Annotated in this window: 22 protein-coding genes; 19 read left to right on the forward strand and 3 right to left on the reverse strand. The window is 73.1% G+C overall.

Annotated features, from left to right (window positions below):
- Positions 1-4: 4 nt before the first annotated feature.
- Together Ani05nite_RS26290 and Ani05nite_RS26295 are read right to left on the reverse strand one after the other, a co-directional pair.
- A complete protein-coding gene (locus tag Ani05nite_RS26290; protein WP_203772557.1) occupies positions 5-1,603 on the reverse strand; it encodes an acyl-CoA carboxylase subunit beta in 1,599 nt (532 codons plus the stop codon).
- Positions 1,600-3,291, reverse strand: a complete 1,692-nt coding sequence (locus Ani05nite_RS26295) for an acyclic terpene utilization AtuA family protein (RefSeq protein WP_239130638.1) — start codon at positions 3,289-3,291, stop codon at positions 1,600-1,602. Before Ani05nite_RS26295 ends, Ani05nite_RS26290 begins: the two co-directional genes overlap by 4 nt.
- Positions 3,292-3,369: 78 nt before the next feature.
- On the opposite strand from Ani05nite_RS26295, the gene Ani05nite_RS26300 reads away from it, so the two are divergent.
- The 7 genes from Ani05nite_RS26300 (at position 3,370) to Ani05nite_RS26330 (ending at position 9,842) form a co-directional block, all read left to right on the forward strand.
- Complete coding sequence (locus Ani05nite_RS26300; protein WP_203772559.1) at positions 3,370-4,515, forward strand: acyl-CoA dehydrogenase family protein; 1,146 nt, start codon at positions 3,370-3,372, stop codon at positions 4,513-4,515.
- A 153-nt stretch (positions 4,516-4,668) separates the two neighbouring features.
- The gene (locus Ani05nite_RS26305) at positions 4,669-5,478 is read left to right on the forward strand and encodes an SAM-dependent methyltransferase (protein ID WP_203772561.1); all 810 of its coding nucleotides are present in this window, start codon (positions 4,669-4,671) and stop codon (positions 5,476-5,478) included.
- 7 nt (positions 5,479-5,485) lie between these two features.
- Positions 5,486-7,612: a putative bifunctional diguanylate cyclase/phosphodiesterase gene (locus tag Ani05nite_RS26310; RefSeq protein WP_203772563.1), complete on the forward strand. Its 2,127-nt coding sequence runs from the start codon at positions 5,486-5,488 to the stop codon at positions 7,610-7,612.
- A 13-nt stretch (positions 7,613-7,625) separates the two neighbouring features.
- On the forward strand, positions 7,626-8,426 hold the full coding sequence (locus tag Ani05nite_RS26315; RefSeq protein WP_203772565.1) for a WXG100 family type VII secretion target: 801 nt from the start codon (positions 7,626-7,628) through the stop codon (positions 8,424-8,426).
- The gene (locus Ani05nite_RS26320; protein WP_203772567.1) at positions 8,378-8,761 is read left to right on the forward strand and encodes an eCIS core domain-containing protein; all 384 of its coding nucleotides are present in this window, start codon (positions 8,378-8,380) and stop codon (positions 8,759-8,761) included. Before Ani05nite_RS26315 ends, Ani05nite_RS26320 begins: the two co-directional genes overlap by 49 nt.
- The gene (locus tag Ani05nite_RS26325; RefSeq protein WP_203772569.1) at positions 8,758-9,033 is read left to right on the forward strand and encodes a hypothetical protein; all 276 of its coding nucleotides are present in this window, start codon (positions 8,758-8,760) and stop codon (positions 9,031-9,033) included. The genes Ani05nite_RS26320 and Ani05nite_RS26325 overlap by 4 nt, the downstream gene beginning before the upstream one ends.
- An 89-nt stretch (positions 9,034-9,122) precedes the next feature.
- Positions 9,123-9,842 (forward strand): hypothetical protein, encoded by a 720-nt coding sequence (locus Ani05nite_RS26330; RefSeq protein WP_203772571.1) that lies wholly within the window; start codon positions 9,123-9,125, stop codon positions 9,840-9,842.
- Here the strand turns inward: Ani05nite_RS26330 and Ani05nite_RS26335 are convergent.
- Positions 9,833-10,282 carry a MaoC family dehydratase gene (locus tag Ani05nite_RS26335; protein WP_203772573.1) on the reverse strand — a complete coding sequence of 150 codons (450 nt, stop codon included), beginning with the start codon at positions 10,280-10,282 and terminating at the stop codon, positions 9,833-9,835. The genes Ani05nite_RS26330 and Ani05nite_RS26335 overlap by 10 nt on opposite strands.
- Before the next feature lie 666 nt (positions 10,283-10,948).
- Here Ani05nite_RS26335 and Ani05nite_RS26340 point away from each other — a divergent pair.
- The 12 genes from Ani05nite_RS26340 to Ani05nite_RS26395 all read left to right on the forward strand — a co-directional run bounded on the left by Ani05nite_RS26340 (position 10,949) and on the right by Ani05nite_RS26395 (position 24,101).
- Complete coding sequence (locus Ani05nite_RS26340) at positions 10,949-13,087, forward strand: Agd3-related carbohydrate-binding protein (protein ID WP_203772575.1); 2,139 nt, start codon at positions 10,949-10,951, stop codon at positions 13,085-13,087.
- 27 nt (positions 13,088-13,114) lie between these two features.
- Positions 13,115-14,680, forward strand: a complete 1,566-nt coding sequence (gene pelF, locus Ani05nite_RS26345) for a GT4 family glycosyltransferase PelF (protein ID WP_203772577.1) — start codon at positions 13,115-13,117, stop codon at positions 14,678-14,680.
- On the forward strand, positions 14,677-16,200 hold the full coding sequence (locus Ani05nite_RS26350; RefSeq protein ID WP_203772579.1) for a hypothetical protein: 1,524 nt from the start codon (positions 14,677-14,679) through the stop codon (positions 16,198-16,200). The genes pelF and Ani05nite_RS26350 overlap by 4 nt, the downstream gene beginning before the upstream one ends.
- A gap of 29 nt (positions 16,201-16,229) precedes the next feature.
- Positions 16,230-16,958: a sugar phosphate nucleotidyltransferase gene (locus Ani05nite_RS26355; RefSeq protein ID WP_203772581.1), complete on the forward strand. Its 729-nt coding sequence runs from the start codon at positions 16,230-16,232 to the stop codon at positions 16,956-16,958.
- The gene (locus Ani05nite_RS26360) at positions 16,955-17,854 is read left to right on the forward strand and encodes an NAD-dependent epimerase/dehydratase family protein (protein ID WP_203772583.1); all 900 of its coding nucleotides are present in this window, start codon (positions 16,955-16,957) and stop codon (positions 17,852-17,854) included. Before Ani05nite_RS26355 ends, Ani05nite_RS26360 begins: the two co-directional genes overlap by 4 nt.
- Positions 17,851-18,894, forward strand: a complete 1,044-nt coding sequence (locus Ani05nite_RS26365) for a glycoside hydrolase family 191 protein (protein WP_239130640.1) — start codon at positions 17,851-17,853, stop codon at positions 18,892-18,894. The genes Ani05nite_RS26360 and Ani05nite_RS26365 overlap by 4 nt, the downstream gene beginning before the upstream one ends.
- Positions 18,895-18,911: 17 nt before the next feature.
- Positions 18,912-20,228, forward strand: a complete 1,317-nt coding sequence (locus Ani05nite_RS26370) for a nucleotide sugar dehydrogenase (protein WP_239130642.1) — start codon at positions 18,912-18,914, stop codon at positions 20,226-20,228.
- A complete protein-coding gene (locus Ani05nite_RS26375; RefSeq protein ID WP_203772587.1) occupies positions 20,225-21,190 on the forward strand; it encodes an NAD-dependent epimerase/dehydratase family protein in 966 nt (321 codons plus the stop codon). The genes Ani05nite_RS26370 and Ani05nite_RS26375 overlap by 4 nt, the downstream gene beginning before the upstream one ends.
- Positions 21,187-21,882, forward strand: coding sequence for a putative glycoside hydrolase (locus tag Ani05nite_RS26380; protein WP_203772589.1), 696 nt, complete (start codon positions 21,187-21,189; stop codon positions 21,880-21,882). The genes Ani05nite_RS26375 and Ani05nite_RS26380 overlap by 4 nt, the downstream gene beginning before the upstream one ends.
- A gap of 74 nt (positions 21,883-21,956) precedes the next feature.
- Positions 21,957-22,334 (forward strand): hypothetical protein, encoded by a 378-nt coding sequence (locus Ani05nite_RS26385; protein WP_203772591.1) that lies wholly within the window; start codon positions 21,957-21,959, stop codon positions 22,332-22,334.
- 64 nt (positions 22,335-22,398) lie between these two features.
- A complete protein-coding gene (locus Ani05nite_RS26390) occupies positions 22,399-23,694 on the forward strand; it encodes a DUF8616 domain-containing protein (RefSeq protein ID WP_203772593.1) in 1,296 nt (431 codons plus the stop codon).
- A complete protein-coding gene (locus tag Ani05nite_RS26395) occupies positions 23,691-24,101 on the forward strand; it encodes a hypothetical protein (RefSeq protein ID WP_203772596.1) in 411 nt (136 codons plus the stop codon). Before Ani05nite_RS26390 ends, Ani05nite_RS26395 begins: the two co-directional genes overlap by 4 nt.
- Positions 24,102-24,131: the final 30 nt, after the last annotated feature.

Genomic DNA, 24,131 nt, shown 5'->3' on the forward strand with positions numbered 1-24,131 from the left:
GGGCTCACATCCGGAAGACGCCGAAGGCGTCGGTGCCCGACACCGGCGCGGTGTGGATGGCGGACAGGGCGAGACCGAGGACGTCGCGGGTGTCCCGCGGGTCGATGATCCCGTCGTCGTAGACCAGCCCGGACAGCACCATCGGCATCGCCTCCGCGGAGATCTGCTGTTCGATCGCCTGCCGCAGGACCTGCGCGGCGTCCTCGTCGAACGGCTTGCCCTGGGCCAGCGCGGAGGCCCGCGACACCATGGTGGTGACGTCGGCGAGCTGCTGGGCGCCCATCACCGCCGACCGCGCGCTCGGCCAGGCGAAGACGAAGCGGGGGTCGTAGGCGCGGCCGCACATGCCGTAGTGGCCGGCGCCGTACGAGTTGCCGATCAGCAGCGAGATGTGCGGCACCGTCGAGTTGGACACCGCGTTGATCATCATGGCGCCGTGCTTGATGATGCCGCCCTGCTCGTACTCGGCCCCGACCATGTAGCCGGTGGTGTTGTGCAGGAACAACAGCGGGGTGTGCGAGCGGTTGGCGAGCTGGATGAACTGGGCCGCCTTCTGCGCCTCGGCACTGAACAGCACGCCCCGGGCGTTGGCCAGGATGCCGACCGGGTAGCCGTGCAGCTGCGCCCAGCCGGTCACCAGGGAGCTGCCGTACAGGGGCTTGACCTCGTCGAAGTCGCTGTCGTCGACGATCCGGGCGATGACCTCGCGCGGATCGAACGGCGCCTTGAGCCCGGGCGGCACGATGGCCAGCAGCTCGTCGGCGGCGTACCGCGGCGGCCGCGGCGCGGCGGTGACCGGGCCGGCCGCCTTGCGCCAGTTCAGCCGGGCCACGATCCGCCGGCCGATCCGGATGGCGTCCGGCTCGTCCACGGCGTAGTGGTCGGCCAGGCCGGACACCCGGGCGTGCATCTCCGCGCCGCCCAGCGACTCGTCGTCGGACTCCTCGCCGGTGGCCGCCCGGACCAGCGGCGGCCCGGCCAGGAAGACCTTGGACCGGCGCTCGATCAGCACCACGTGGTCGCTCATCCCCGGCAGGTAGGCCCCGCCGGCCGTGGAGTTGCCGAAGACCAGCGCGATCGTCGGGATGCCGGCCGCCGACAGCTGGGTGAGGTTGCGGAACACCGCGCCGCCGGGGACGAACACCTCCTTCTGGGTCGGCAGGTCGGCGCCGCCCGACTCGACCAGGGAGATCACCGGCAGCCGGTTGTGCCGGGCGATCTCGTGCATCCGCAGCGTCTTGCGCAGCGACCACGGGTTGCTGGCGCCGCCCCGGACGGTGGGGTCGTTGGCGATCAGCAGGCATTCCACCCCGCTGACGACGCCGATGCCGGCGACGACGCTGCCGCCCACGGCGAAGGACGAGCCGTAGCCGGCCAGGGCGGCCAGCTCCAGGAACGGCGCGTCCTCGTCGAGCAGCAGCTCGATCCGCTCGCGGGCGGTCAGCTTGCCGCGGGCGTGGTGCCGGGCGACGGCCTTCTCGCCGCCGCCGGCCACGGCCTTCGCGGTCTCGGCGCCGATGTCGTCGAGCGCCTCCAGCATGGCCTGCCGGGCGGCGCGGGCCTCCGGCGCGGCGGGATCGAGGGTCGACCGCAGGACGGTCACGGGGCCTCCAGCAGCGCGGTGGGGATGTCGACGTGCCGGGACCGCAGCCACTCGCCGAGCGCCTTGGCCTGCGGGTCGAAGCGGGCGTGATAGGCCACGCCCCGGCCGAGCAGGCCCTCGATGACGACGTTGACGGCCCGGACGGCGGGCAGCCGGGTGATCCGTACCGGCAGCGCCGCCGCCTCCGGCAGCAGCGTGCGGACGGTGTCCTCGGTGATCAGCGCGGCCAGCCACGGGTACGCCGCGTCGTCGCGTACCCACAGACCCACGTTGGCGTCCCCGCCCTTGTCGCCCGAGCGGGCCCCGGCCAGCGTGCCCAGCGGCAGCCGGCGGGTCGGGCCGGGCGCGACCGGCGGGGGCGGATCGGCGCGCGGCTCCGCCAGCGGCCGGGTCACCGGGGGCGGGTCGATCCGCTCGGCGGTGCCGTCGTCGTGCACCACCTCGTGCGCCGGGACGGCCTGCGGCACGTACCCGGCGGTGAAGACGCCGTAGGGACGGGCCCGCTCCGGCGGGGTGGTGCTGAAGAAGCCCGGGTACGACGACAGCGCCAGCTCCACGGCCGCGTTGCTGAACGCGCGGCCCGCCACCTTCTCGTCCGGGTCCCGCGCGACCACGGTGAGCAGCGCGGACGCCTGCTGCTGGGTCGGCGCGTCCGGGGTGTCGAGCCGGGCCAGGCCCCACTGCACCTCGGCCGGTTCGGCGCCGCGCGCGGCATCGAACTGGCGGCGGAACAGCGCGGCCTTGGCCTCGACGTCCAGCCCGGTCAGCACCACGGTCAGCTCGTTGCGGTAGCCGCCGACCGAGGTGCACGAGACCTTGACGTCCGGCGGGGGCGGCTCACCGCGTACCCCGCTGATCTCCACCCGGTCCGGTCCGGCCGGCCGCAGCGTCACCGTGTCGAGCCGGGTGGTGACGTCCGGGCCCGGGTAGCGGGCGCCGGCCACCTCGTAGACCAGCTGGGCGGTGACCGTGCCCACGGTGACCGCGCCGCCGGTGCCCGGGTGCTTGGTGATGACGCTGGAGCCGTCCGGGCGCAGCTCGGCGATCGGGAAGCCGGGCCGCAGCGGGTCGTCGAGCTCGGTGAAGAACGCGTAGTTGCCGCCGGTGGCCTGGGCGCCGCACTCGATGACGTGGCCGGCCACGGTGGCCCCGGCGAGCTTGTCGAAGTCCTCGCGGTCCCAGCCGAAGTGGGCGATCGCCGGCCCGACGACCAGCGAGGCGTCGGTCACCCGGCCGGTGATGACCACGTCGGCCCCGGCCCGCAGGGCCCGGGCGATGCCGAAGGCGCCGAGGTACGCGTGCGCGCCGAGCGGTGCGCCCAGCCCGAGGTCGCCGGCGCGCGGCGTGAGGTCGTCCCCGCGTACCAGGGCGATCCGGGGGTCGAGGCCCAGCGCGCGGACGGCCGCGACCAGGCCGCCCGGATTGACCCCGCCGGCGTTGCTGACGATCCGCACGCCGCGGTCCAGCGCCAGCCGCAGGCAGTCCCGCAGCTGGGCCAGGAAGGTCCGGGCGTAGCCCGCGTCCGGGTCCTTCGCGCGGTCCCGGGCCAGGATCAGCATGGTCAGCTCGGCCAGGTAGTCGCCGGTGAGCACGTCCAGCCGGCCGCCCTCGAGCATCTCGCGCATCGCCGTCAGGCGGTCGCCGTAGAACCCGGAGCAGTTCCCGACGCGCAGCATCTCGGGGCTCATGGCAACCGACAGTGGCACAGGTGCAAAAAACAAGCAAGCGCGCTTGTTTCTGCCCGGCGGCGTCGCTAGCGTCGGCCCATGCGGCTCAACGAGGACCACCGCGCCTTCTCCGACAGCGTCCGCCGGTTCGTCGACACCGAGGTCAACCCGCACGTCGACGCCTGGGAGGCGGCCGGCCGGGTGCCGCTGCACGACCTGCTGCCCAAGGCCGCGGCCCTGGGCCTGCTCGGCCTGGAGTACGACCCGGCCTACGGCGGGGAGGGCGCCGACCACAGCTTCCAGCTGGTCGCCGCCGAGCAGTACGGGCGCATGCACGCGGCCGGCGTCGGCATGGCCATCGGGGTCCAGGCGATGATGGCGACGCCGTCGCTGCACGAGTACGGCTCACCCGAGCTCAAGCAGCGCTACCTGGCGCCCGCCATCGCCGGCGCCGCGGTCACCTCGATCGCCGTGACCGAGCCGGACACCGGCTCCGACGTCGCCCAGCTGCGCACCCGCGCGGTCCGCGACGGCGACGACTGGGTCATCACCGGCCGCAAGGCGTACATCACCAACGGGGCCCAGGCCGACTGGGTCTGCCTGCTCGCCCGCACCTCCGACGAGGGCGGCTACCGGGGCATGTCCCAGATCGTCGTGCCCACCGACCGGCCCGGCTTCGGCGTGGTGCGCACCTTCGACAAGCTGGGCAACCGCTGCTCCGACACCGCCGAGCTGGTGCTCGACGAGGTCCGGGTGCCGGTGGACAACACCATCGGCGAGGTGGGCCGCGGCTTCCAGCAGCAGATGCGCCAGTTCGTCACCGAGCGCATGTTCGCCGCGTACACCACCGTCGGGCAGTGCCAGTACGCCCTCGACCGCACCCGCCGGTTCGTCCTGGACCGCCAGGTCTTCGGCCGCCGGCTCGCCGAACGGCAGTACGTCGCGTTCCGCCTCACCGAGCTGCAGGCGGAGGTGGAGCTGCTGCGCAGCCACAACCTGGTGACCTGCGAGGCGCTGATGGCCGGCGAGGACATCACCCGGATGGCCACGGTGGCCAAGCTCAAGGCCGGCCGGCTCATCCGCGAGGTCGCCGACTGGTGCCTGCAGTTCCACGGCGGCATGGGCTACCTGGAGGAGACGTGGACGGCCCGGCTGCTCCGCGACACCCGGCTGACCTCCATCGGCGCCGGCGCCGACGAGGTGATGCTGCAGGTCCTCGCCCGGCTGGACGGCCTGCCCGCCTGAACGGCCACACCTTCCCGCCGACCACGATGGACCTTCCCCGAACGGGGTCGAACCTGTTGCCAAGCGCGGGTGGGAACGATAGACAGTTGTGGTCTTGCGCGCCGTTGTGTAGAGGCGACCGCGCCGCGGCGCCGCGAACAGGGAGGCTCCACCGTGACCGGACAGGCCGACTGGGTACCAGCCGGGATCGATGTGAACCGGCCCAGCGCCGCGCGCGTCTACGACTACTTCCTCGGCGGGGCGCACAACTTCGCCGTCGACCGGGCGCTGGCCCAGCAGATCGCCGCGATGACGCCGAACATCGGCGAGACCATGCGCTCCAACCGCGTCTTCCTGCGCCGGGCGGTTCGCTACCTGGTCGCCCAGGGGGTACGGCAGTTCCTCGACATCGGCTCGGGCATCCCCACCGCCGGCAACGTCCACGAGATCGCGCTGGAGGCGGCGGCCGACTCCACCGTCGTCTACGTCGACATCGACCCGGTCGCGGTGGAGCACAGCCGGGCGATCCTGGCCGGCGTCGACCGGGCCGGCGTGATCTGCGCCGACGTGCGCGACGTGGACAGGGTGCTGGCCGAGGCGGAGAAGCTCGGTCTGATCGACTTCGCCCAGCCGGTCGCCGTGCTGCTGGCCGGCGTGCTGCACTTCGTGCCGGACGACGACGACCCGGCCGGCACGGTGGCGGCGCTGCGCGAGGCCATGGCGCCCGGCAGCTACCTGTTGATCTCGCACGCCACTGCGGACGGGCAGCCGGCCGAGGTCGTGGAGGCGCAACGGCTCTCCGCCCGTACCGCCACCGAGATCGTGCTCCGCCCGCGCGACCGGATCGCCGCCTACTTCACCGGCTTCTCCCTGGTCGAGCCCGGCCTGGTGTTCATTCCGCAGTGGCGCCCGGACCCGCAGGACCCGGTCGACGAGCATCCCGAGCAGGTCGGCGCCTACGCCGGTGTCGGCAGAAAAGACTGAGCGCCGCATGGGCCTGCACGACGGCCGGGCACCGGCCGGGCTGTCCGGCTTCGCCGCACACTGGCGCCGGCTGGTCGCCCACGAGGGCTTCGTGCCGATGGACACCGACGACCTCGACGCCCTGCTCCGGCGGCTGACCGACCGGCTCGCCGCGGCGGCGCACGCCGAGCCGTTCGACCCGCGGGCGGCCGGCGAGGTGGGATCGGCGCTGGTCGAGGCCCACCTGACCGAGCCGGCCGTGCTGGCCGCCACCATCACGCTGATCGGCACCGACCTGCCGGCGGCGGCCGGCGCCGCGGCCGGCCGGCGCGTCGTGGAGATCCAGGCCGCGGTCGCCGCCGGGTACGCGGCGGCGATCCGCGCCGCCACCATGACCGAACAGGAGTTGCTGGGCAAGGCCGTGCTCAGCGCGCACGCCTCGGCCGAACGGGCGCTGCGGTCCAGCGAGGCCCGGCTGCGGGCGCTGTTCGACGGCGCGGCCATCGGCATCGGGATCAGCACCATGGACGGGCGCATCGTGCAGGTCAACCAGGCCTTCGCCGACCTGCTCGGCTACACCCGCGAGGAGATGTGCGACCTGCTGGTGCCGCAGCTCAGCCATCCCGACGACCCGCCGGAGATGTGGAAGCTGTACGAGGCGCTGATCGGCGGCGAGTACGACCACGTCCGGATGGAGAAGGCGTACTACCGCAAGGACCACGCCGTCGTGTGGACCGACCTGACGGTGTCGCTGATCCGCGACGAGGCCGGCCGGCCGGAGTTCACGATCGCCATGGTGCAGGACATCACCGACCGCCGGAGGCTCAAGCACCGGCTGGAGCACCAGGCCACCCACGACCCGCTGACCGGCCTGCCGAACCGCACGATGGTCGGCGACCAGCTCGACCGGATCTTCGCCACCACCGACCCGGACGCCCGGGTGGGACTGTGCTACCTGGACCTGGACGGGTTCAAGCGGGTCAACGACACCCTGGGCCATCAGATCGGCGACGAGCTGCTGGTGGCGGTGGCCCAGCGCCTGCGCGAGTGCGCCGCCGACTTCCGGCAGCTCGCGGGCCGGATGAGCGGCGACGAGTTCGTCCTGCTGATCGAGCGCTCCAGCGGCCCGGAGCAACTCACCGCGCTGGCCGAGAAGACGCTGGCCGCCCTGGCCGAGCCGTACCAGCTCGGCCAGCACCGGATGCGGGTCTCGGCGAGCATCGGCGTGGTGGAGAGCAACGTCCACGAGACCAGCGCCGCCGAGCTGATGAAGGCCGCCGACCTGACCCTGTACGTGGCGAAGTCGGAGGGCCGCAGCCGCTTCGTGATGTACGACGCGGCCCGCAACGCCCGCCAGGCGGCCCGGTACGCGCTGGCCGCCGCCCTGCCGGACGCGCTCGACCGCCGCGAGTTCTCGCTGGTCTACCAGCCGCTGGTGACGTTGGCCGACCAGCGCCTGACCGGCGTCGAGGCGCTGCTGCGCTGGCAGCACCCGGTGCTGGGCGAGCTGGCCCCGGACGCGTTCATCACCCTGGCCGAGGAGACCGGCATCATCGTGCCCCTGGGCCGCTGGGTGCTGGAGGAGGCGTGCGCGCAGGCCGCCGACTGGGCGCGGCAGTTCCCGGAGCTGCAGCTGTCGGTCAGCGTCAACATCACCGTCTCCCAGGCCCACGAGCCGGCGCTGCCGGACGAGGTCGAGGGCATCCTGGCCCGTACCGGCCTGGACCCGTCGCTGCTGGTCCTGGAGCTGACCGAGAGCGCGATCATGGACGCCAACGGCCCCCTGCAGGCGCTGGCCAGCCTGGCCGACCGCGGCATCCGGATCGCGATCGACGACTTCGGCACCGGCTACTCCAACTTCGCCTACCTGCGCCGGCTGCCGGTGCACACGCTGAAACTCGCGGGCCCGTTCGTCGACGGCCTGCGCGACCCGGCGGGCGGCGACTCGGTGGACGAACGGATCGTGGAGACGATCATCCGGCTGGCCCACGCCATCGGCATCAGCGTGACCGCCGAGGCGGTCGAGACCCGGCTGCAGGCGGAACGGCTGCGGGCGCTGGGCTGCGACACCGGGCAGGGCTGGCTGTTCGCACGGCCGCTGCCACCCGCCGAGATGACCGAGCTGCTGCGCCGGTCGGCCCCGGCGGCCGGCTGACGAAAGCCCGCCGATGACGGACGCGTGGGCGGGCGTGTGGATCGCCGAGGACATCGAGCTGATCATCGGCGGCGTCCGCGCCGGCTCCTGGATCGACGGCACGCTCGGCGTGGTCGGCGCGGGCCTGGACGGCCTGGCCCTGGTCTCCGACCCGGCGGCCGCGCTGCTGCAGTACGGCATCGCCTGGCTGATCGAGCACGTGAAACCGCTGTCCGAGGCGCTCGACTGGCTCGCCGGTGACCCGGCGCGGATCGCCGCCCACGCCCGGACCTGGCGCAACGTCGCCGGCGCCCTGCACGACCAGGCCGCCGACCTGACCCGCCGGGCCCGCTGGGACGTCGCGGACTGGACCGGCGCGGCCGGCGCCTCGTACCGCGGACACGCCGACCAGCGGGCGCGCAAGCTGCGGACGCTGGGCACGGCGGCCGAGGGCATGGCGGTGATGACGGAGGCGGCCGGGGCGCTGATCGGCACCGTACGGCTCATGGTCCGCGACGCGGTCGCGACGGTGGTCTCCCGCCTGATCGGGTACGCCGGGGAGCTGATCGCGACGGCGGGGCTGGCCACGCCGCTGGTGGTGGAGCAGGTCACGACGTTGTGCGCGTCGTGGGGGGCGCGGATCGCGCGGTGGTTGCGGGGGTTGATCGCGAGCCTGCGCAGGCTGGGCGAGGCGATGCGGCGGCTGGGGGACCGCGTCGGCGACCTCGGACGCGGCCGGACCGGGCACCCGGAGCCGGGGCCGAGCCCTACTTCAGCAAGAGTCCGGTGCGCACCAACCGGGACGTCCTCGACCACGGGCCGGGCACCCCGATGACGCTGGAGAACGTCCAGGCGATCGCCGGACGGATGGGCATCGACCTGCGGGACGTCGACGTCGTGATCATCACCGATCCGGAGGAGATCAGGTATCTCGATCACATGGACGCCGGCGCCTACACGCCGTCGGAACTCCACGGGGCGCAGATCCGTCTCGGCCCCGCGAGCTTCGCCGACGAGGAATCCCTGGCGGCTACCATCGCCCACGAGCACACGCACGTCCGGCAGCAGCGTGACGGCGAGCATCTGAGCCGTCCGCTGCGGGAACTGGAAGACACCGCATACGCGAGCGAGGGGCCGGCATTGGAGCGCCTCCGGGACAACCAGCCATGACCGCGACCGAGTTCCAGGTCAACGAGGTGTTCGACATCGCCGCGCGCGGCGGCCTGGTCGTCGTCGGCGCCGTCCGCCCGGGAGAGTTCGTCGGTGTGCCGAGTCTGTACGACAAGGCCACCGGCAACCCCATCCGGGTTCTCGGCGTCGACCATCCCACGCCACGGACGACGCGGACGGGCGAGACGATCCTCGTCGTGGATCGCGCCGATGCGGACTACGCGAAGAGCGGGCGTCTCTGGACCACGAACCCGGCCCCCGGCGGCACCTGAGGATCCCGTCACTCGGCCCGTCGAGCTTCCCGGAGCGATCGGCGAATGTCGTTGGATCTTGCCCGTGGCCCGCGTCTAGGCTCCCCGGCATGCAAAACGGGGACACAGTTCGCATCGCCCACCGCCGCCGGCTGCTCGCCGGCGCGGTCGCCCTCCTCCTGGCCGGCCTGGCCACCGCCTGCCAGACCACCCCGGCCCCGGGGAGGACCACCGCCGCGGACGGCCCGGCCGCCGCGGTCCCGGAGCAGAGTCCGGCCCGCTTCTTCGGCCCCGACTCCTTCGGCAAGCTCAGCATCACCATGACCGAGCGGGAGGCCCTGGCCACCGGCGAGTTGCAGACCGAGCCGGTCTCCACCGTGCTCGGCAAGACCGTGTACTCCTTCGTCGGCGGGCCCAAGCCCGACCCGGCCCGGATGGCGGCCGACGAGAAGCTCGAGCAGGCCGTGGCCAAGGCCGACGCCGGTACGGACACCTCCGCCGCCGGTTCGGCCAAGGCGGCCAAGGCGTACGCCGACTCGGCGCAGCGCATGGTGGAGCGGCTGGAGGCGTTTCTCGGCGCCGGGGGTGCCTCGTTCCGGGACGGCAAGCTCGACGCCATCGCCGCGCCGGCGGGCGCCGTCACCGCGGCCGGCGTCAAGCGGGGGTCCAGCCTGGCCGCGCTGAAGGCCGCGTACGCGGGCCAGGGGCTCACGAGCAGCTCCAAGACGGCGTACCAGTTGCCGGTGCCGGGCCACGCCGGCTGGACCGTTCTGTTCGAGCTCAAGGGTGACACCGTGCAGTACATGTCGATCGGCCGGGGTCAGCCGTAGAACGCCAGGATCTGCTCGGCCACGCAGGCCGGCCGGTTCCCGCCCTCGATCTCGGCCGTGATCCGGATGGTGGTCCGCGCGCCCCCGGCCATCCGCCGGGCCGCCACCAGCCTCGCCGTGCCGCGCAGGCGGGCGCCGACCGGCACGGGGGCGCGGAAGCGGACCTTGTCGAAGCCGCCGTTGACCACGTGGGTGACGTTGCGGACCTGCACGATCTCGCTGACGAAGGCGGTGCACAGCGACAGCGTCAGCGCGCCGTGGGCGATCGTTCCGCCGAACGGTCCCTGCTCGCGGGCCCGCTGCGGGTCGACGTGGATCCACTGGTGGTCGCCGGTGACGTCGGCGAACGCGTCGACCCGCCGCTGGTCGATCAGGTGCCAGCCGGTCGTGCCCAGCTCGTCGCGGGCGAGCAGGTCGTCGAGGCCGTCGAAGTGAGTCATCCGGTCATTGTGGCGGGTGGGCCCGGCCACCGGACCGCCGGCATTACGGAGCGACGGGGTGGGCCGCGAAACTTCCACTCAGCCGTGAATTTTCGGTGAACCAATCGGCGGCCTCCCGGATACCGGCAAAGAGCGGGCCGGCGCATTTCTTTGCTCGTTCGGGACGTCCGCGTCCGTCAATGGCCGCCACGCCCGCGAGTGTCCGGAAAAGCCTGTCCCAACGGAGGATACGGGCATGGCCCGATCGACCTCGAATCCGGTGAATTCTGCGTGGATCAACGCGCTGAGTCGATCACCGGGAGGGTGAAGTGGATCTCCGAGCGCTCGCTGGCGCAAGATCCACTGCGGACCGTGATGCGTCGATCACGTGTCCGGTTTATTGCGCATCCATTAAGATCACTTAAGAACACCCCCATGTCAGGTGCTGCTTAACAGTTCAGTCTGCAATGTAGACGGTCGTGAAAACAGTGTCGAGATATCGACGGCTCTAGCACTCCACCATGGACCGGTCAACTGCTGAATCACGTCCCGAGCGGGCCATCGAATGTGACCGCGTTCATTGCTACCGTCCAACGTGGCTTCAGCACGGGCCACCTCGGGGATCGCTCTGTGTCAATTTTTCTTAACGGCACCTGTGGTGATCCCTCCCTGCTCTGGAGGTCTTGGATGGTCCCCACACGTCCCGCGCGCCGTCGCTCGGCGCGCTTCACCCTCGTCGCGGCGGCCGTCGTGACGGCGCTGCTCGGCGCCGCCGGCCCGGCCGCCGCCCAGCGGGCCGCCGCGCCGGCCCAGCCGTCCGGCCAGCCGCCCAACGTGCCCGGTCTGGCCCAGGTCGCGCGGCCCGCCGCGGCGCGGCCGGTCCCGCTGCCCCGGCGCTCCGGCACCGTCAAGGTCGTCAAGCCGGCGAAGTCGGCCAAGGCCGCCGCGGCGGCCGGCCTCAACGACCAGGTCGCGCTGCGCGCGCTGGTGATCGGCACCAACGCCGACGACTTCGGCGTCGCCACCTGGAAGACCACGCTGGACCGGGTGGGCGCGGCCTACGACGTGCTCTACGACGCCACCACGCCGCTGACCACGAGCACGCTCGTGCGCCCCGACGGCGTCGGCCGCTACAACGCGATCCTGCTCACCAACAGCATGCAGGTCTACGAGTCCAACGGCAGCTACCTCACCGGCCTCGACCCCAGCGAGTGGAACGTCCTCTGGGCCTACGAGCGCAACTTCGGCGTCCGCCAGGCCGCCCTCTACACCAGCTACGGCACCTGGCCGGAGAACTACTGCCTCACCTCCAACGGCGAGACCTCGGTGGGCAGCACGCCGATCAACCTCTCGCTCACCGCGACCGGCGCCGGCGTCTTCGACTACCTGAAGAGCGGCATCCAGATCCCGCTGGTGCAGTCGTACGTCTACCGCACCGCGATCACCCCCGGCTGCGGCGCCGAGGCCACCCTCACCAACGGCTCGGACGTGCTCGGGGTGCGCACCACCTCGACCGACGGCCGCGAGCGGCTCGCGCTGACGTTCACCTCCAACCAGTACCTGACCCACTCCGACCTGTTGGTCTACGGCATGCTGCGGTGGGCCGGCAAGGGCATGTTCCTCGGTGAGCAGCGGCACCACCTCAACGTCGACGTCGACGACTGGTTCAACACCTCGGACCACTACTACCCGGACGGCCACGTCGAGTACACGCCGGGCTTCCAGGTCAGCGGGCACGACACCGTCAACCTCGACAACCAGCAGGTGGCCCTGCGCGCCGCGCACCCGCAGGCCGCGGACTTCAAGCTCAACCTGGCGTACAACGGCGCCGACATCGACCCGTTCGCCGGCAGCGCGTGCAGCCCGAACGGCGGCGTCAACGAGCTCACCGCCACCAGCAAGTGCCTGAAGGACAACTTCCGGTGGATCAACCACACCCTGAACCACCCGGAGCTGAACCACACCAACTACGCCACCTCGTACGGCGAGATCAACGACAACCGGGTCGCGGGCAACGCGATCGGCCTCAACGCCCCGGACAGCGTGCTCAAGACTCCGGAGTACTCGGGCCTGGGCGTCTACAACCCGAACCCGAACGACGACACCAGCCCGCCGGTCGACCACGGCCTCACCGGCTCCAACCCGGAGCTGCTGCGCGCGGCCAAGGACCTCAACGTCAGGTACCTGCACGGCAACATGTCGTTCGCCAGCCACGTGCCGGCGCACCTCAACGCCGCCACGGTGCACCCGCTGGAGCCGAGCATCTCGGTGGTGCCGGACTGGCCGACGAACATCGCGTACTTCGTCACCACGCCGCAGGAGGAGACCGCGTTCTACAACTCCTTCTACGGACCCGCCGGCCGCTTCCCGTACTGGCCGGCCAACCTGACCTACGAGCAGATCATCGACTACGAGGCCGGCGTGGCCCTCGGCCACGTGTCGTCCGGCGCGATCTACACGCACACGTTCCACATCGGCAACGTGCGGGACTACGGCTCGGGCCGGACACTGCTGAGCGACTGGATCGACGCGGTGATGAGCAAGTACGAGGCGTTCTACTCGGTGCCGCTGCTCAATGAGGACTGGCCGTCGCTGGCGGCGTACACGACGACCCGGACCGCGCACTTCGCGCAGCTCGGCGCCGGCGTGGACCCCGTCTACGACCGGTCCACCGGCACCATCACGGTCACCTCGCCCGCCGCGGGCACCGTGCAGATCAGCGGCGCCCAGGGCGCCGGCTCCAGCACGTACGGCACCGACGTGACGACCCCGCTCGCCCTCGCGGCGAACACGGCCGTCACGGTCACCGCGGTCCCGCACCTGTGACGAGCAGGACCTGGTAGAGGGGGGCCGGTGAAGATCGCGCTGGTGTCGGAGGGCACCTATCCGTACGCGATGGGTGGTGTCAGCGTCTGGTGCGAGCAGCTCATCAAGGGCATGCCGGACTACCGCTGGGACGTCGTCGCGCTCACCGTCGACGGCGCCGAGCAGTCGGTCTTCCCGGCCCCCACCAACCTCGACACGGTGCACTCGATCCCGCTGTGGGGTGCGCGGCCGCCCGGCGGCCGCCGCCCCCGGCGGCGCCGGGCCGGCCGGCCCGGCGCGTCCTTCACCGAGTCCTACGAGGTCTTCCTGCGGGCGCTGGTCACGCCGCTGGAGGCCACCCGCTCCGAGCAGAGCGCGGTCAGCCGCAGCATGTTCCTGCTCGCCCTGCGGGGCATGTTCGAGTACGCCGACGACGGCGGCGACCTCAGCGGCGCCCTGCTGTCCAACCAGGCGCTGACGATGATGCTGGACGCGTGGCGTGACCTGCGGGTCGACGAGGTCGGGCCGGCGCCCACGGTGGCCGACGCGGTCGAGGCGGCCTGGCTCATCGAGCACATGCTGCGCCCGCTGAGCGCCGCCCCGGTCGCGGCCGACATCGTGCACTCCTCGATGAACGGGCTGGCCACGCTGGTCGGCATGACCGCCAAGTGGAAGCACGGCACCCCGCTGGTCATGTCCGAGCACGGCATCTACCTGCGCGAGCGCTACATCGCCCATCTGCACGACGACGCGTCGCACCCGGTACGCGTGCTGGTGCTGAGCTTCTTCCGGCAGCTGGCCGGCGCCGCCTACCTGATCACCGACGTGCTGGCGCCGCACTCCATGTACAACCGGCGCTGGCAGCTGCACAACGGCGCCGACCCGGACCGCATGTGGACCATGTACAACGGGGTCGAGCCGGAGGAGTTCCCCGCCGCCACCACCGAGCCCGAGCTGCCCACGATCTCGTACATGGGCCGGGTCGACCCGCTCAAGGACCTGCACACCCTGATCCGGGCGTTCGCGCTGGTCCGGGCCGAGATCCCGGAGGCCCGGCTGCGCATCTTCGGCGGCACCCCGGCGGTCAACCGGATCTACCACGAGAGCTGCGAGCGGCTCATCACCGAGCTCGGGCTCACCGGCGCCGCGGTGCTGGAGGGCCGGGTCGGCAACGCCGTCGACGCGTACCACGCCGGCAGCATCGTCGCGCTGACCAGCATCTCCGAGGGCTTTCCGTACACGGTCGTGGAGGCCATGGCCTGCGGGCGCCCGACCGTGTGCACCAACGTCGGCGGGGTGGCCGAGGCGGTCGGCGACACCGGCTTCGTCGTGCCGCCCCGCGACTACGCCGCCGTGGCCGAGGCGTGCGTGAAGCTGTTGCGCGACAACGAGATGCGCCGCCGGTTCGGCATCATGGCCCGGGCCCGGGTGCTGGAGCACTTCACGCTGCGCCGCTCGCTGGAGATGTACCGCAACGTCTACGAGGGTCTGGCCACCCCGCTCAAGGCCTCCCCGCCGCCGCGGCACCTGCGCGGCCGGGCCCAGGGCCGGTTCACCGTGCCCACCCAGCGCGGTTCCGGGGCGCAGCTGCAGCTGGACGGTGAGGCGCGGTGAGCCTGGACAGCGACGTCGACCCGAACCGCCGACGGCTCGGCTCGATCATGGCGGCCGCTGCGGCCACCCGGACCACCGGGCCGGGCGAGCACACCGTGCTGCTTCCCAAGATCTCCACGGATCCGCTGGACGACCTGGTGGAACGGGTACGCCCACAGCTCGGCCGGGCGGTCGACTCGCTGCACGTGGCGGCCGCCCTCGAGGCCGACGGGCTCACCGACCGGGGCGCCCGCGTCGAGTACGGCTACCACGACGTCTTCGCCCTGGCCACCGAGGTGTTCCGGCGCCTCGGCCCGATCCTGCCCCCGGCGCGCGGCGCGTCGGCGCGGGACCCCCGGGCCTGGCGGGACAGCCTGCGCGTGATCGCCCACGGCCCGCTGTACGTGCTGCCCAGCACCGCGTTCCCGGCCGTGCTGGCCATCGTCGGGCGGCGTTCGCTGGTCCTCGGCCTGGTGCTGGCGAGCACGCTGGGCTGGGTCTACGCCGGCGCCGCGGCGCACGCGGCGTACCGGATGCTGGGTCTGGGCCGGCCCCGCTCCGCCGCCCGGATCCTGACCGCCGCCGCGGTGACCGCCCCGCTGGCCGGCGCCGTGGCCGGCGCGGTCCTGGTCCGGCTCACCGGCGGCGGGCCCGCCCTGCTCGCCATGATCACCTGCCAGGTGGCCTACCAGCTCACCAGCACCGTGCTGGTCATCTACCGCCGCGAGCAGTGGCTGGCCCTGGCCATGACCCCGGCCTTCCTGGCCGGCGCGGCCTACCTGGTCCTGGGGCGCGGGCTGCGGCCCTGGTCGGTGGCGGTCGCGGCCGGCTGCGTGCTGGCCGGGTTCCTGGTCGCGGTGCTGCTCGCCGTCCACCGCGGCCGCGCCGCCAGCGGTCCCGAGCCCGCGCTGCGGGTGGCGCTGCGCCCCGAGGTCCCGGCCCTGCTGGGGGTCAGCGCGTACGGGCTGTGCTCGGCGGTGCTGCTGCTGCACGCCGAGGCGCCGTACCTGCTGGGCCGGCTGGACATCGCGATCGCCGCCGCGCCGCTGATCCTCACGATGGGGGTCGTCGAGTGGCGGGCCGAGCGGTTCCGGCCGCGGGCGGTCGCGCTCGTCCGCCGGGTCGAGCGGCCCCGGGAGTTCGTCCGCGGCGTCTGGCTGCTGCTCGGCCAGGAGGTGGCGATCTGCCTGCTCGCCCCGGCGGTCCCGGCGGCCGCGCTGCTGGCCGCGCTGGCGTACCTGGGCCTGCTCTCGGGCGCCGGGATCGTCATGACGGCGGCGCACGTCGCGCTGGGCGGGGCGTACCTGCTGGCCTTCCTGCTGGCCGGGCGGGAGCGCTTCGGCTGGCTGTGCGCCTCGATGCTGGCCGCGATCACCGTCCACGTCGGCCTCGGCGCGCTGCTCGGCGCCGCCCCGCTGCTGGGGCGCCCGGGTTCCGCGCTCGTCGACACCTCGCTCTACCTGGGCAGCGTGCTGCTGCTCCAGGCGCTCTTCGGCCTCGGCCTGGTCCCGATCCTGGGCCAGGCCCGGCACTACCGCTAGTTCCGACCACGTGGGGAGGCAGGTCAGCGATGCACGCAGTGATCCTCGCCGGCGGCAAAGGCGTCCGGCTGCGGCCGTACACCACGGCGTTGCCCAAGCCGCTGATGCCGATCGGTGACAACCATTCCATCCTGCAGATCGTGCTGGATCAGCTGGCGTCGTTCGGCTTCACCTCCGTGACGCTGGCCATCAACCACCTGGGCCCGCTGATCCGGGCGTTCGTCGGTGACGGGGCGCGCTGGGGGCTGCGCATCGACTACATCGAGGAGAACGTGCCGCTGTCGACCATCGGGCCGCTGTTCGGCATCAAGAACACCCTGCCCGACGACTTCCTGGTGATGAACGGCGACATCCTGACCGACCTCAACTACGCCGAGCTGCTCACCGCGCACATGCTGGGCGCCAGCCCGCTGACGGTGGCCACCGCCGCGCAGACCCACCGGATCGACTTCGGGGTGCTCGACGTGGAGGAGGGGCGCATCGTCGGCTTCCGCGAGAAGCCGGTGCTGAGCTACCCGGTCAGCATGGGCGTCTACGGCATGTCGCGACGGGCGCTCACGCCGTACCCGCCGGGTCTGCCGTTCGGGTTCGACCAGCTGGTGCTGGACCTGCTGGACCGCGGCGACCACCCGGCCACCTACCCGTTCGACGGCTTCTGGCTCGACATCGGCCGGCCCGAGGACTACGACGAGGCCAACCGCACCTGCGACAGCCTGCTGCCGATCCTGCTGCCCCAGCCCGCCCGGGAGCCGGTATGAGCCAGCGGGTCGTGCTGTTCGGCGCCTCCGGGTTCATCGGCGCCCACGTGCGCGCCGCGCTGGAGGCCGACCCGCAGGTCAGCGCCGTGTTCTGCCCCGGCCGCGAGGAGCACGACCTGATCGAGGGCGACCATCGCGAGCTGGTCGAGGTCATCCTCGGCCACGCGCCCACCGCCATCGTCAGCTGCGTGGGCCGCCTCGGCGGCACCGACTCCGAGCTGGTGCGGGGCAACACCCTGGTCGCGACCAAGCTGCTGGAGGCGGTGGCCGCGGCGCGGCCGGGCGTGCGGCTGGTCCGGCTGGGCTCCGCCGGCGAGTACGGCGTGGTCGCGCCCGGGCGTTCCGTCACCGAGGACGACCCGGCCCACCCGGTGGCCGCGTACGGCGTCAGCCACCTGGCCGGCACCCGGCTGTTCCAGCTGGCCGGCGAGAGCGGCCTGGTCGACGCGGTGTCGCTGCGCGTGTTCAACCCGATCGGCCCGCGGATGTCCGGGGAGACCATGCTGGGCCGCGCCGCCGAGCGGATCCGCGCCGCGCTGGCCACCGGGGCGGGCGAGATCACCCTGGGGCCGCTGGCGGCGTACCGGGACTTCGTCGACGTCCGCGACCTCGCGGCGATCGTGCCGGCCGTGCTGCGCCCGCCGCAGCTGCGGCACCGGGTGTTCAACGTGGGCAGCGGGCACGCCGTCCGCGCGCGGGAGGCCGTGCGCCTGCTCGCGGAGGCGGCCGGCTTCGGGGGCGACATCCGCGAGCAGGGCGCCGGCCCGCGGCGGTCCGCGGCGGTGGACTGGATCCAGGCCGACGTGCGCCGCGCCCGCGAGGAGCTGGGCTGGGGGCCGAGCCGCGACCTGGGCGCCTCGATCAAGGACATCTGGGCGGCGGGTGAGGCCGGATGAGGCGCCGGCGGCGGGGGATCGTGCTCGCCGGCCTGACCGTGGTCGCGGCGCTGGCGGCGGGCGGCATCCTGGTGACCCGTACCGGGACCGACCGCGCCCCGACGGCCGCCGCCTCGCCGGCGGTCCCGTCCTCCCCGCCGTCGGCATCCGCGCCGGCCTCGGCCCCCGCGACCTCGGCCCCCGCGGCCTCGGCGGCGCCGCGGCCGCTGCCGCCGCGGCCCGCGCCCGGGCGGATCACCCGCTGGGCCTACCAGCTGCAGGACTACCCGGGTGGCCGGCTCGACCACATCGCCGCCGGGCCCTACCAGCTCGCCGTCGTCGACCTGGCCCGCGACGCGCACACCGACTACTTCCGCCCCGACGAGATCCGCCGGGTCCAGGCCGCCGGCCAGCGGGTGCTCGCCTACTTCGAGATCGGCAGCATCGAGGACTTCCGGCCCGAGTATCCGGCCCTGCGCCGCGACGCCGGCGACGTGATCGGCAACGAGTGGGCCGACTGGCCGGGGGAGTACTTCGTCCGCTACTGGGACGAGCGCTGGTGGCAACGGGTCCTGCGGGGACGGGTCGACCAGGCCCTGCGGGCCGGCTTCGACGGGGCCTACCTGGACACCCCGTTGGCCTACGAGGAGCTCGACCCCGGCTACGCCCAGGGCCGCGACCGGGCAGCGCTGGGCCGGGAGATGGCCGCGCTCATCGCGCGGATCAGCGCGTACGCCAAGCAGCGCCGCCCGGGCTTCCTGATCGTCCCGCAGAACTCCCCGGAGCTGCGCCGCTTCCCCGGCTACACCGCCGCGATCGACGGCATCGCCATGGAGGAGCTGTTCTTCCGGGCCACCGACGAGCCGTGCCGCGAGGACTTCTGCGCGGAGAACCTCGCCGACACCCGCGCGCTGCGCGACGCCGGCAAGTTCGTGCTCGGCGTCGACTACGCCACCCGGCCGGCCGACATCCGCTCCGCCTGCGGCCGGTACCGCCGCGAACGATTCGCCGGCACGGTCACCGTGCTGGCCCTCGACCGTCTCACCCAGCCCTGCCCATGAACCGGAAGGAATGGCACATGCCCACAACAATCGGCGTCGTCGGCCTCGGCTACGTCGGCCTGACGCTCACCGCCGCGCTGGCGGACAAGGGCTTCGTCGTGCACGGCTGCGACGTGTCCCCGGGCGTCCTGGAGACGTTGTCGCACGGCCGGTCGCACATCTTCGAGCCGGGCGTCGAGGAGGTGTTCGCCGAGCACATCGGCACCGGCATCCACGTCGGCCCGGAGCTGCCGCCGGACACGGTCGAGGTCGCCGTGATCAGCGTGTCCACCCCGGTCGACGAGAGCACCCGCCGGCCCAACCTGGCCAACCTGGCCGCCGCCGCCCGCAGCGTCGCGGCCCGGTGCCGCCCCGGCACCCTGGTCGTGGTCCGCAGCACCGTGCCGGTCGGCACCAGCCGCCGGGTCGTGCTGCCGGAGCTGCGCGCCGCCTGGGGCGACGACGTCAAGCTGGTGATGGCCCCGGAACGGACCATCCAGGGCCAGGCGCTGCGCGAGCTGGTCGAGCTGCCCCAGGTGATCGGCGGCCTGGACGAGGCCAGCCTGCGGGCCGGCGTCGCGTTCTTCTCGGGCCTGGCCCGCACCATCGTGCCGGTGTCCGGCCTGGAGGCCGCCGAGCTGGTCAAGCTGGCCAACAACTGCCACACCGACCTGATCTACTCGTTCGGCAACGAGATCGCGCTGATCGCCGAGGGGCACGGGCTGGACCCGCTGGAGGTGATCCGGGCGGCCAACGCGGACTACCCGCGGCCGGACCTGTCCAAGCCCGGGTACGTCGGCGGCGGGTGCCTGTCCAAGGACCCGTACATCATGATCGACAGTGCCGCGGGGCGGGAGCCGTTCCTGGTCGGCCGGGCCCGGGAGCTCAACGAGTTCATGCCGGTGCACGTGGCCGAAACCGTGGTGCGGATGCTGCAGGAGGCGCACGGCGAGACCCGCGGCAAGCGGCTGGCGGTGCTCGGCTGGGCGTACAAGGGGTGGCCGCCCACCGACGACATGCGCGGCACCCCGATCGCCAGCATGATGCCGGCCTTCTCGGCCGCGGGCATCACCGTGACCGGCCACGACCCGATGGTCAGCGACGACGTCATCCGCCAGTACGGCGGCGACCCGGTCAGCCTGGACAAGGCGTTCGCCGACGCCGACGCGGTGCTGGTGATCAACGACCACCCGGACTACCGGGCGATCCGGCTCCCGGACCTGCTCGGCGAGTCCCGGCCGGCGTTCATCTACGACTCGTGGCGGGTCCTCGACGCCGACGCGGTCACCGCGGCCGGCATCCGGTACGCGGGCCTGGGCTACCTGCCCCGGACCGGCGCGGAGGTGGCCGCGTGAGGGCGCTGCTGCTCGGCGGGGCGGGCTTCATCGGGCTGCACCTGGCGCGCCGGCTGGTCGCCGACGGCCACCAGGTCACCATCGTGGACGACTTCTCCCGGGGGCGGCAGGACCGGGACCTGAACGAGCTGCGCGCGGCCGACGCCGTCCACGTGATCTCGGGCGATCTGACCGATCCGGTGACCTACGCCGGCCTGCCGCACGGCTGGGACCAGATCTACCTGCTCGCGGCCGTGGTCGGGGTCCGCAACGTGGAGAACGACCCGGCCCGGGTCGTCCGGGTCAACACCCTGGCCGCGATGCACCTGCTCGACTGGGTCGCGCCGGGCGAGCGGGTGTTCTTCGCCTCCACCAGCGAGGTGTACGCCGGCGGCGTCGACGCCGGCATCGTGGCGGTGCCCACCGGGGAGGACATCCCGGTGATGATCTCCGACATCACCGCGCCCCGGTTCGCGTACGCCGTCAGCAAGCTGCTCGGCGAGGCGGCGTTCCTGCACACCGCCCGGGCCAAGGGCTTCGACGCGGTGGTCGGCCGGTTCCACAACGTGTACGGCCCGCGGATGGGCGCCGACCACGTCATCCCGGAGATGTCCCTGCGGGCGGCGCACGAGGACCCGTTCCGGGTGCCGGGCGCCGACCAGTTCCGGGCGTTCTGCCACGTCGACGACGCGGTCGAGGCGATGTTGCGGCTGATGGCCGCCCCGGCGGCCGCCGGACAGATCGTCCACATCGGCAACGACCGCGACGAAACGAACATCGGTGACTTGGCCAAGCTGGTGCTGCGGCTGGCCGGGGTGAGCCCGGCGATCGAGCCGCTGGCCGCGCCGGCGGGCTCGGTGCCGCGCCGCTGCCCCGACCTGACCCGGCTGCGCGAGCTGACCGGCTACGAGCCGGCGGTGCCGCTGGAGGAGGGCGTCCGGAGCACGTACATCTGGTACCGCGAGAACGGAGCGCCGGCATGAGCGAGCAACCACCGATCTGCTTCTACTACGGCGACAAGCACCTCGACGAGCTCGCCACGTACCCGCGGGTGGTGCTGCAGCCGGAGTTCTACAGCCCGCAGGAGCTGGCCCAGCTGGCCGACCAGGGGGTGCAGACGCTGGGCTACCTGTCGCTGTCGGAGGACCAGGGCCCGCCGGCGCCGTGGCAGCGCCAGGAACGCAACCCGGACTGGGGCGGCGCGTTCGTCGAGGTGGGCCACCCGCTCTGGGTGGAACACGTGATCGGCCAGGCCAGGGACGCGATGGCGGCCGGGTTCGCCGGGCTGTTCATGGACACCCTCAACGTCGAGCTGACCTACCCCGAGGACGTCCCGCACCTGCTCACCCTGGTCGCGGCGATCCGTACCGAGGCCAAGCCGGGCTACCTGCTGGCCAACCGCGGCTTCGGCATGCTGCCGCGGCTGGCCGAACTCGTCGACGGCGTGGTCTTCGAGTCGTTCTCGGCCCGCTGGACGGACGAGGGCTACGGGCCGTGGCCGGCCGACGTGCTGGAGTTCCACGCGCAGATCGCCGAGCAGCTGCTCCAGCTCGAGCTGGACCTGTACGCGCTGGACTACGCGGACACGCCGGGGCTGACGGACTTCGCGATGCGCCGGGCCCGGCAGTTCGGCATGCAGTGCGTGGTGAGCGACCGGGCGCTGTCGCGGGTCTGAGGCGAGGGGGCCCGGCGCCGCGCCGGGCCCCACGCCGCCGAAAAATGTCAGAGGGTGACGGCATCATCGGGGGCATGGCTGAACCCGCCACCCCGTTGCCCCCTGCCCGCCTGGAGCTGTCGCTGGTGGAGGCGCGCACGCGCTTCGTGCAGCTCGCCCGGCTCGCCGGCCTGACCCGGCAGACCACCGTCGTCACCGAGGACGGCCGCCCGCTGGCGGCCATCGTGCCCGCCACCGCGCGGGCCGCCCCCGAGCCCGACCGGCCGGCCCCGGCCGCCGCCGGCTGGATCAGGCGCATCGACAAGCTGCGCGCCGAGTTCCGGCGTCAGCACGTCGGGCTCCAGCAGGCCCTGGAGGACACCTGGCGCGAGCTCGACCGGGCCCGGCCCCCGGGCACGGACGCCGCCGTCGACGCGCTGCGCGCCGCCCAGGCCGACCTCCGTCGCGGATGACCCGGCGCGCCTCCGGTAAGGTCCGGCGCATGCTTTTCGGCGCGGCGACGGGCAGCGGCGCACCGTGACGAACCCGCTGATCGCCACCGCGGCGCCGGCCGCGCCCTCCCCGTGGGCGGGCGTCTGGATCGCCGAGGACATCGAGCAGATCGTCTCCGGCGTGCAGCACGGCAGCTGGATCGACGGCGCCCTGGGCGGCCTGAGCGCGGGCCTCGACGCCCTGGCGTTCATGTCCGACCCGGTCGGCGGCCTGCTCCAGTACGGCATCGCCTGGCTCATCGAGCACGTGAAACCGCTGTCCGAGGCGCTCGACTGGCTCGCCGGCGACCCGGCACAGATCGCCGCCCACGCGCAGACCTGGCGCAACGTGGCCGGCAGCCTGCGCGACGACGCGGAGGAGGCCACCCGGCTCGTCCGCTGGGACCTGGACGAATGGACCGGCGCCGCCGCGGAGGCGTACCGAGCCCACGCCGACCGGCGCGCGCAGTCGCTGCTCGCGCTGGGCCGCGCCGCCGACGGCATGGCCCTGATCACGGAGGGCGCGGGCCTGCTGATCGGCACCGTCCGCACGATGGTCCGCGACGCGATCGCGACCGTGGTCTCGCGCCTGATCGTCTACGCGGGCGAACTGCTGGCCACGGCCGGCCTGGCCACCCCGCTGGTGGCCGAGCAGGTCAGCACGCTGTGCGCGTCGTGGGCGGCGCGGATCACGCACTGGCTCAAGTCGCTCATCGCGAGCCTGCGCCATCTGGGCGAGGCGATGCGGCGGCTGGGGGAGGCGGTCGGCAGGCTCCGCGAGGGGCGGGGCGGCAGCCCGATGGGAACGCGACGCGACCGGCGCGCGCGCAGCCGCAACCCCGGCGCCCATCCACAACCCCCGGCCCGGACGCCGGACGACGTGCTGCCCGGCGGCGATCCGGTGTACCACGGCGACAACCGGACGGCGGTCGGCTACGACTCGGCGACCATGCTCAACTTCGACACCGCCCGGCCCGAACCCGGCTATCACGACGCCGTGGTCCACGGGCTGCCCAACGGGCAGTTCCGCCCGGGGCTCATCGGCGAGAACGGGGCGGACGTCCCGGGCAACTACACCCACGCCAACCAGATCGCCGAGGCCATCCGCGCCGATCCCGGCTATGCGGGCGGCCCCGTGCGACTCGTGTCGTGTCACACCGGCCGGGTCGAGGACGGCCTCGATACGCTGCCCGCGGCCCAGCAGGTCGCCGACATCCTCGGGGTGCCGGTGATGGCCCCGACCCAGCCGGTCGGCGTCCCCCTGCGCGGCGGGCCGGAGCGGGAGCTGACGGTGTTCAACGGCGGAGTCTGGAAGGTTTTCACACCGGGAGGCGGAGCATGATGAAGCTCGCGGGAATGTTCGCCGAGCTGGGGCGGCTGCGGCCGCCGACTCCCCAGCCGAGCATCCGGGCGAGTGTCGCCTCCGCACCGCTACCCGATGTCGACGATGTTGTCGGCTATCTGCGCGGCGGGCACAAGCTGATCGCCGCCATGGACCTTCAGGACGACGTGTTCGAGCCCGCCGAGCAGATCCTGAACGGTTCGACCGTCCTCACCGACGGGGAGTGGCTGTGGCGGCAGGACTTCGCCCATTATGTCGGCCGGCACGACGTCGAGGTCCCGCCGGAGTTCCTCGCGCTGATCCGCCGGCGCGGGTATGTCGTGCCCGAGGTCGACGACCCGACCCTGGACGCGTGCGCCGCCGAGGCCGAGCACCTCGTGTTCTTCGGCCCACGGGGCGCCCACTGACCGGCGACTGCCGAACGCATCCACAGGGTC

This window comes from Actinoplanes nipponensis, from assembly GCF_016862275.1.
Classification (GTDB): domain Bacteria; phylum Actinomycetota; class Actinomycetes; order Mycobacteriales; family Micromonosporaceae; genus Actinoplanes; species Actinoplanes nipponensis.

Bases quoted from the DNA above. Each gene is read 5' to 3' on its own strand.
- Ani05nite_RS26295 (WP_239130638.1), bottom strand. From the start codon at position 3,291: ATGAGCCCCGAGATGCTGCGCGTCGGGAACTGCTCCGGGTTCTACGGC.
- Ani05nite_RS26300 (WP_203772559.1), top strand. From the start codon at position 3,370: ATGCGGCTCAACGAGGACCACCGCGCCTTCTCCGACAGCGTCCGCCGG.
- Ani05nite_RS26310 (WP_203772563.1), top strand. From the start codon at position 5,486: ATGGGCCTGCACGACGGCCGGGCACCGGCCGGGCTGTCCGGCTTCGCC.
- Ani05nite_RS26315 (WP_203772565.1), top strand. From the start codon at position 7,626: ATGACGGACGCGTGGGCGGGCGTGTGGATCGCCGAGGACATCGAGCTG.
- Ani05nite_RS26325 (WP_203772569.1), top strand. From the start codon at position 8,758: ATGACCGCGACCGAGTTCCAGGTCAACGAGGTGTTCGACATCGCCGCG.
- Ani05nite_RS26330 (WP_203772571.1), top strand. From the start codon at position 9,123: ATGCAAAACGGGGACACAGTTCGCATCGCCCACCGCCGCCGGCTGCTC.
- Ani05nite_RS26335 (WP_203772573.1), bottom strand. From the start codon at position 10,282: ATGACTCACTTCGACGGCCTCGACGACCTGCTCGCCCGCGACGAGCTG.
- Ani05nite_RS26340 (WP_203772575.1), top strand. From the start codon at position 10,949: ATGGTCCCCACACGTCCCGCGCGCCGTCGCTCGGCGCGCTTCACCCTC.
- Ani05nite_RS26355 (WP_203772581.1), top strand. From the start codon at position 16,230: ATGCACGCAGTGATCCTCGCCGGCGGCAAAGGCGTCCGGCTGCGGCCG.
- Ani05nite_RS26360 (WP_203772583.1), top strand. From the start codon at position 16,955: ATGAGCCAGCGGGTCGTGCTGTTCGGCGCCTCCGGGTTCATCGGCGCC.
- Ani05nite_RS26365 (WP_239130640.1), top strand. From the start codon at position 17,851: ATGAGGCGCCGGCGGCGGGGGATCGTGCTCGCCGGCCTGACCGTGGTC.
- Ani05nite_RS26370 (WP_239130642.1), top strand. From the start codon at position 18,912: ATGCCCACAACAATCGGCGTCGTCGGCCTCGGCTACGTCGGCCTGACG.
- Ani05nite_RS26380 (WP_203772589.1), top strand. From the start codon at position 21,187: ATGAGCGAGCAACCACCGATCTGCTTCTACTACGGCGACAAGCACCTC.
- Ani05nite_RS26385 (WP_203772591.1), top strand. From the start codon at position 21,957: ATGGCTGAACCCGCCACCCCGTTGCCCCCTGCCCGCCTGGAGCTGTCG.
- Ani05nite_RS26395 (WP_203772596.1), top strand. From the start codon at position 23,691: ATGATGAAGCTCGCGGGAATGTTCGCCGAGCTGGGGCGGCTGCGGCCG.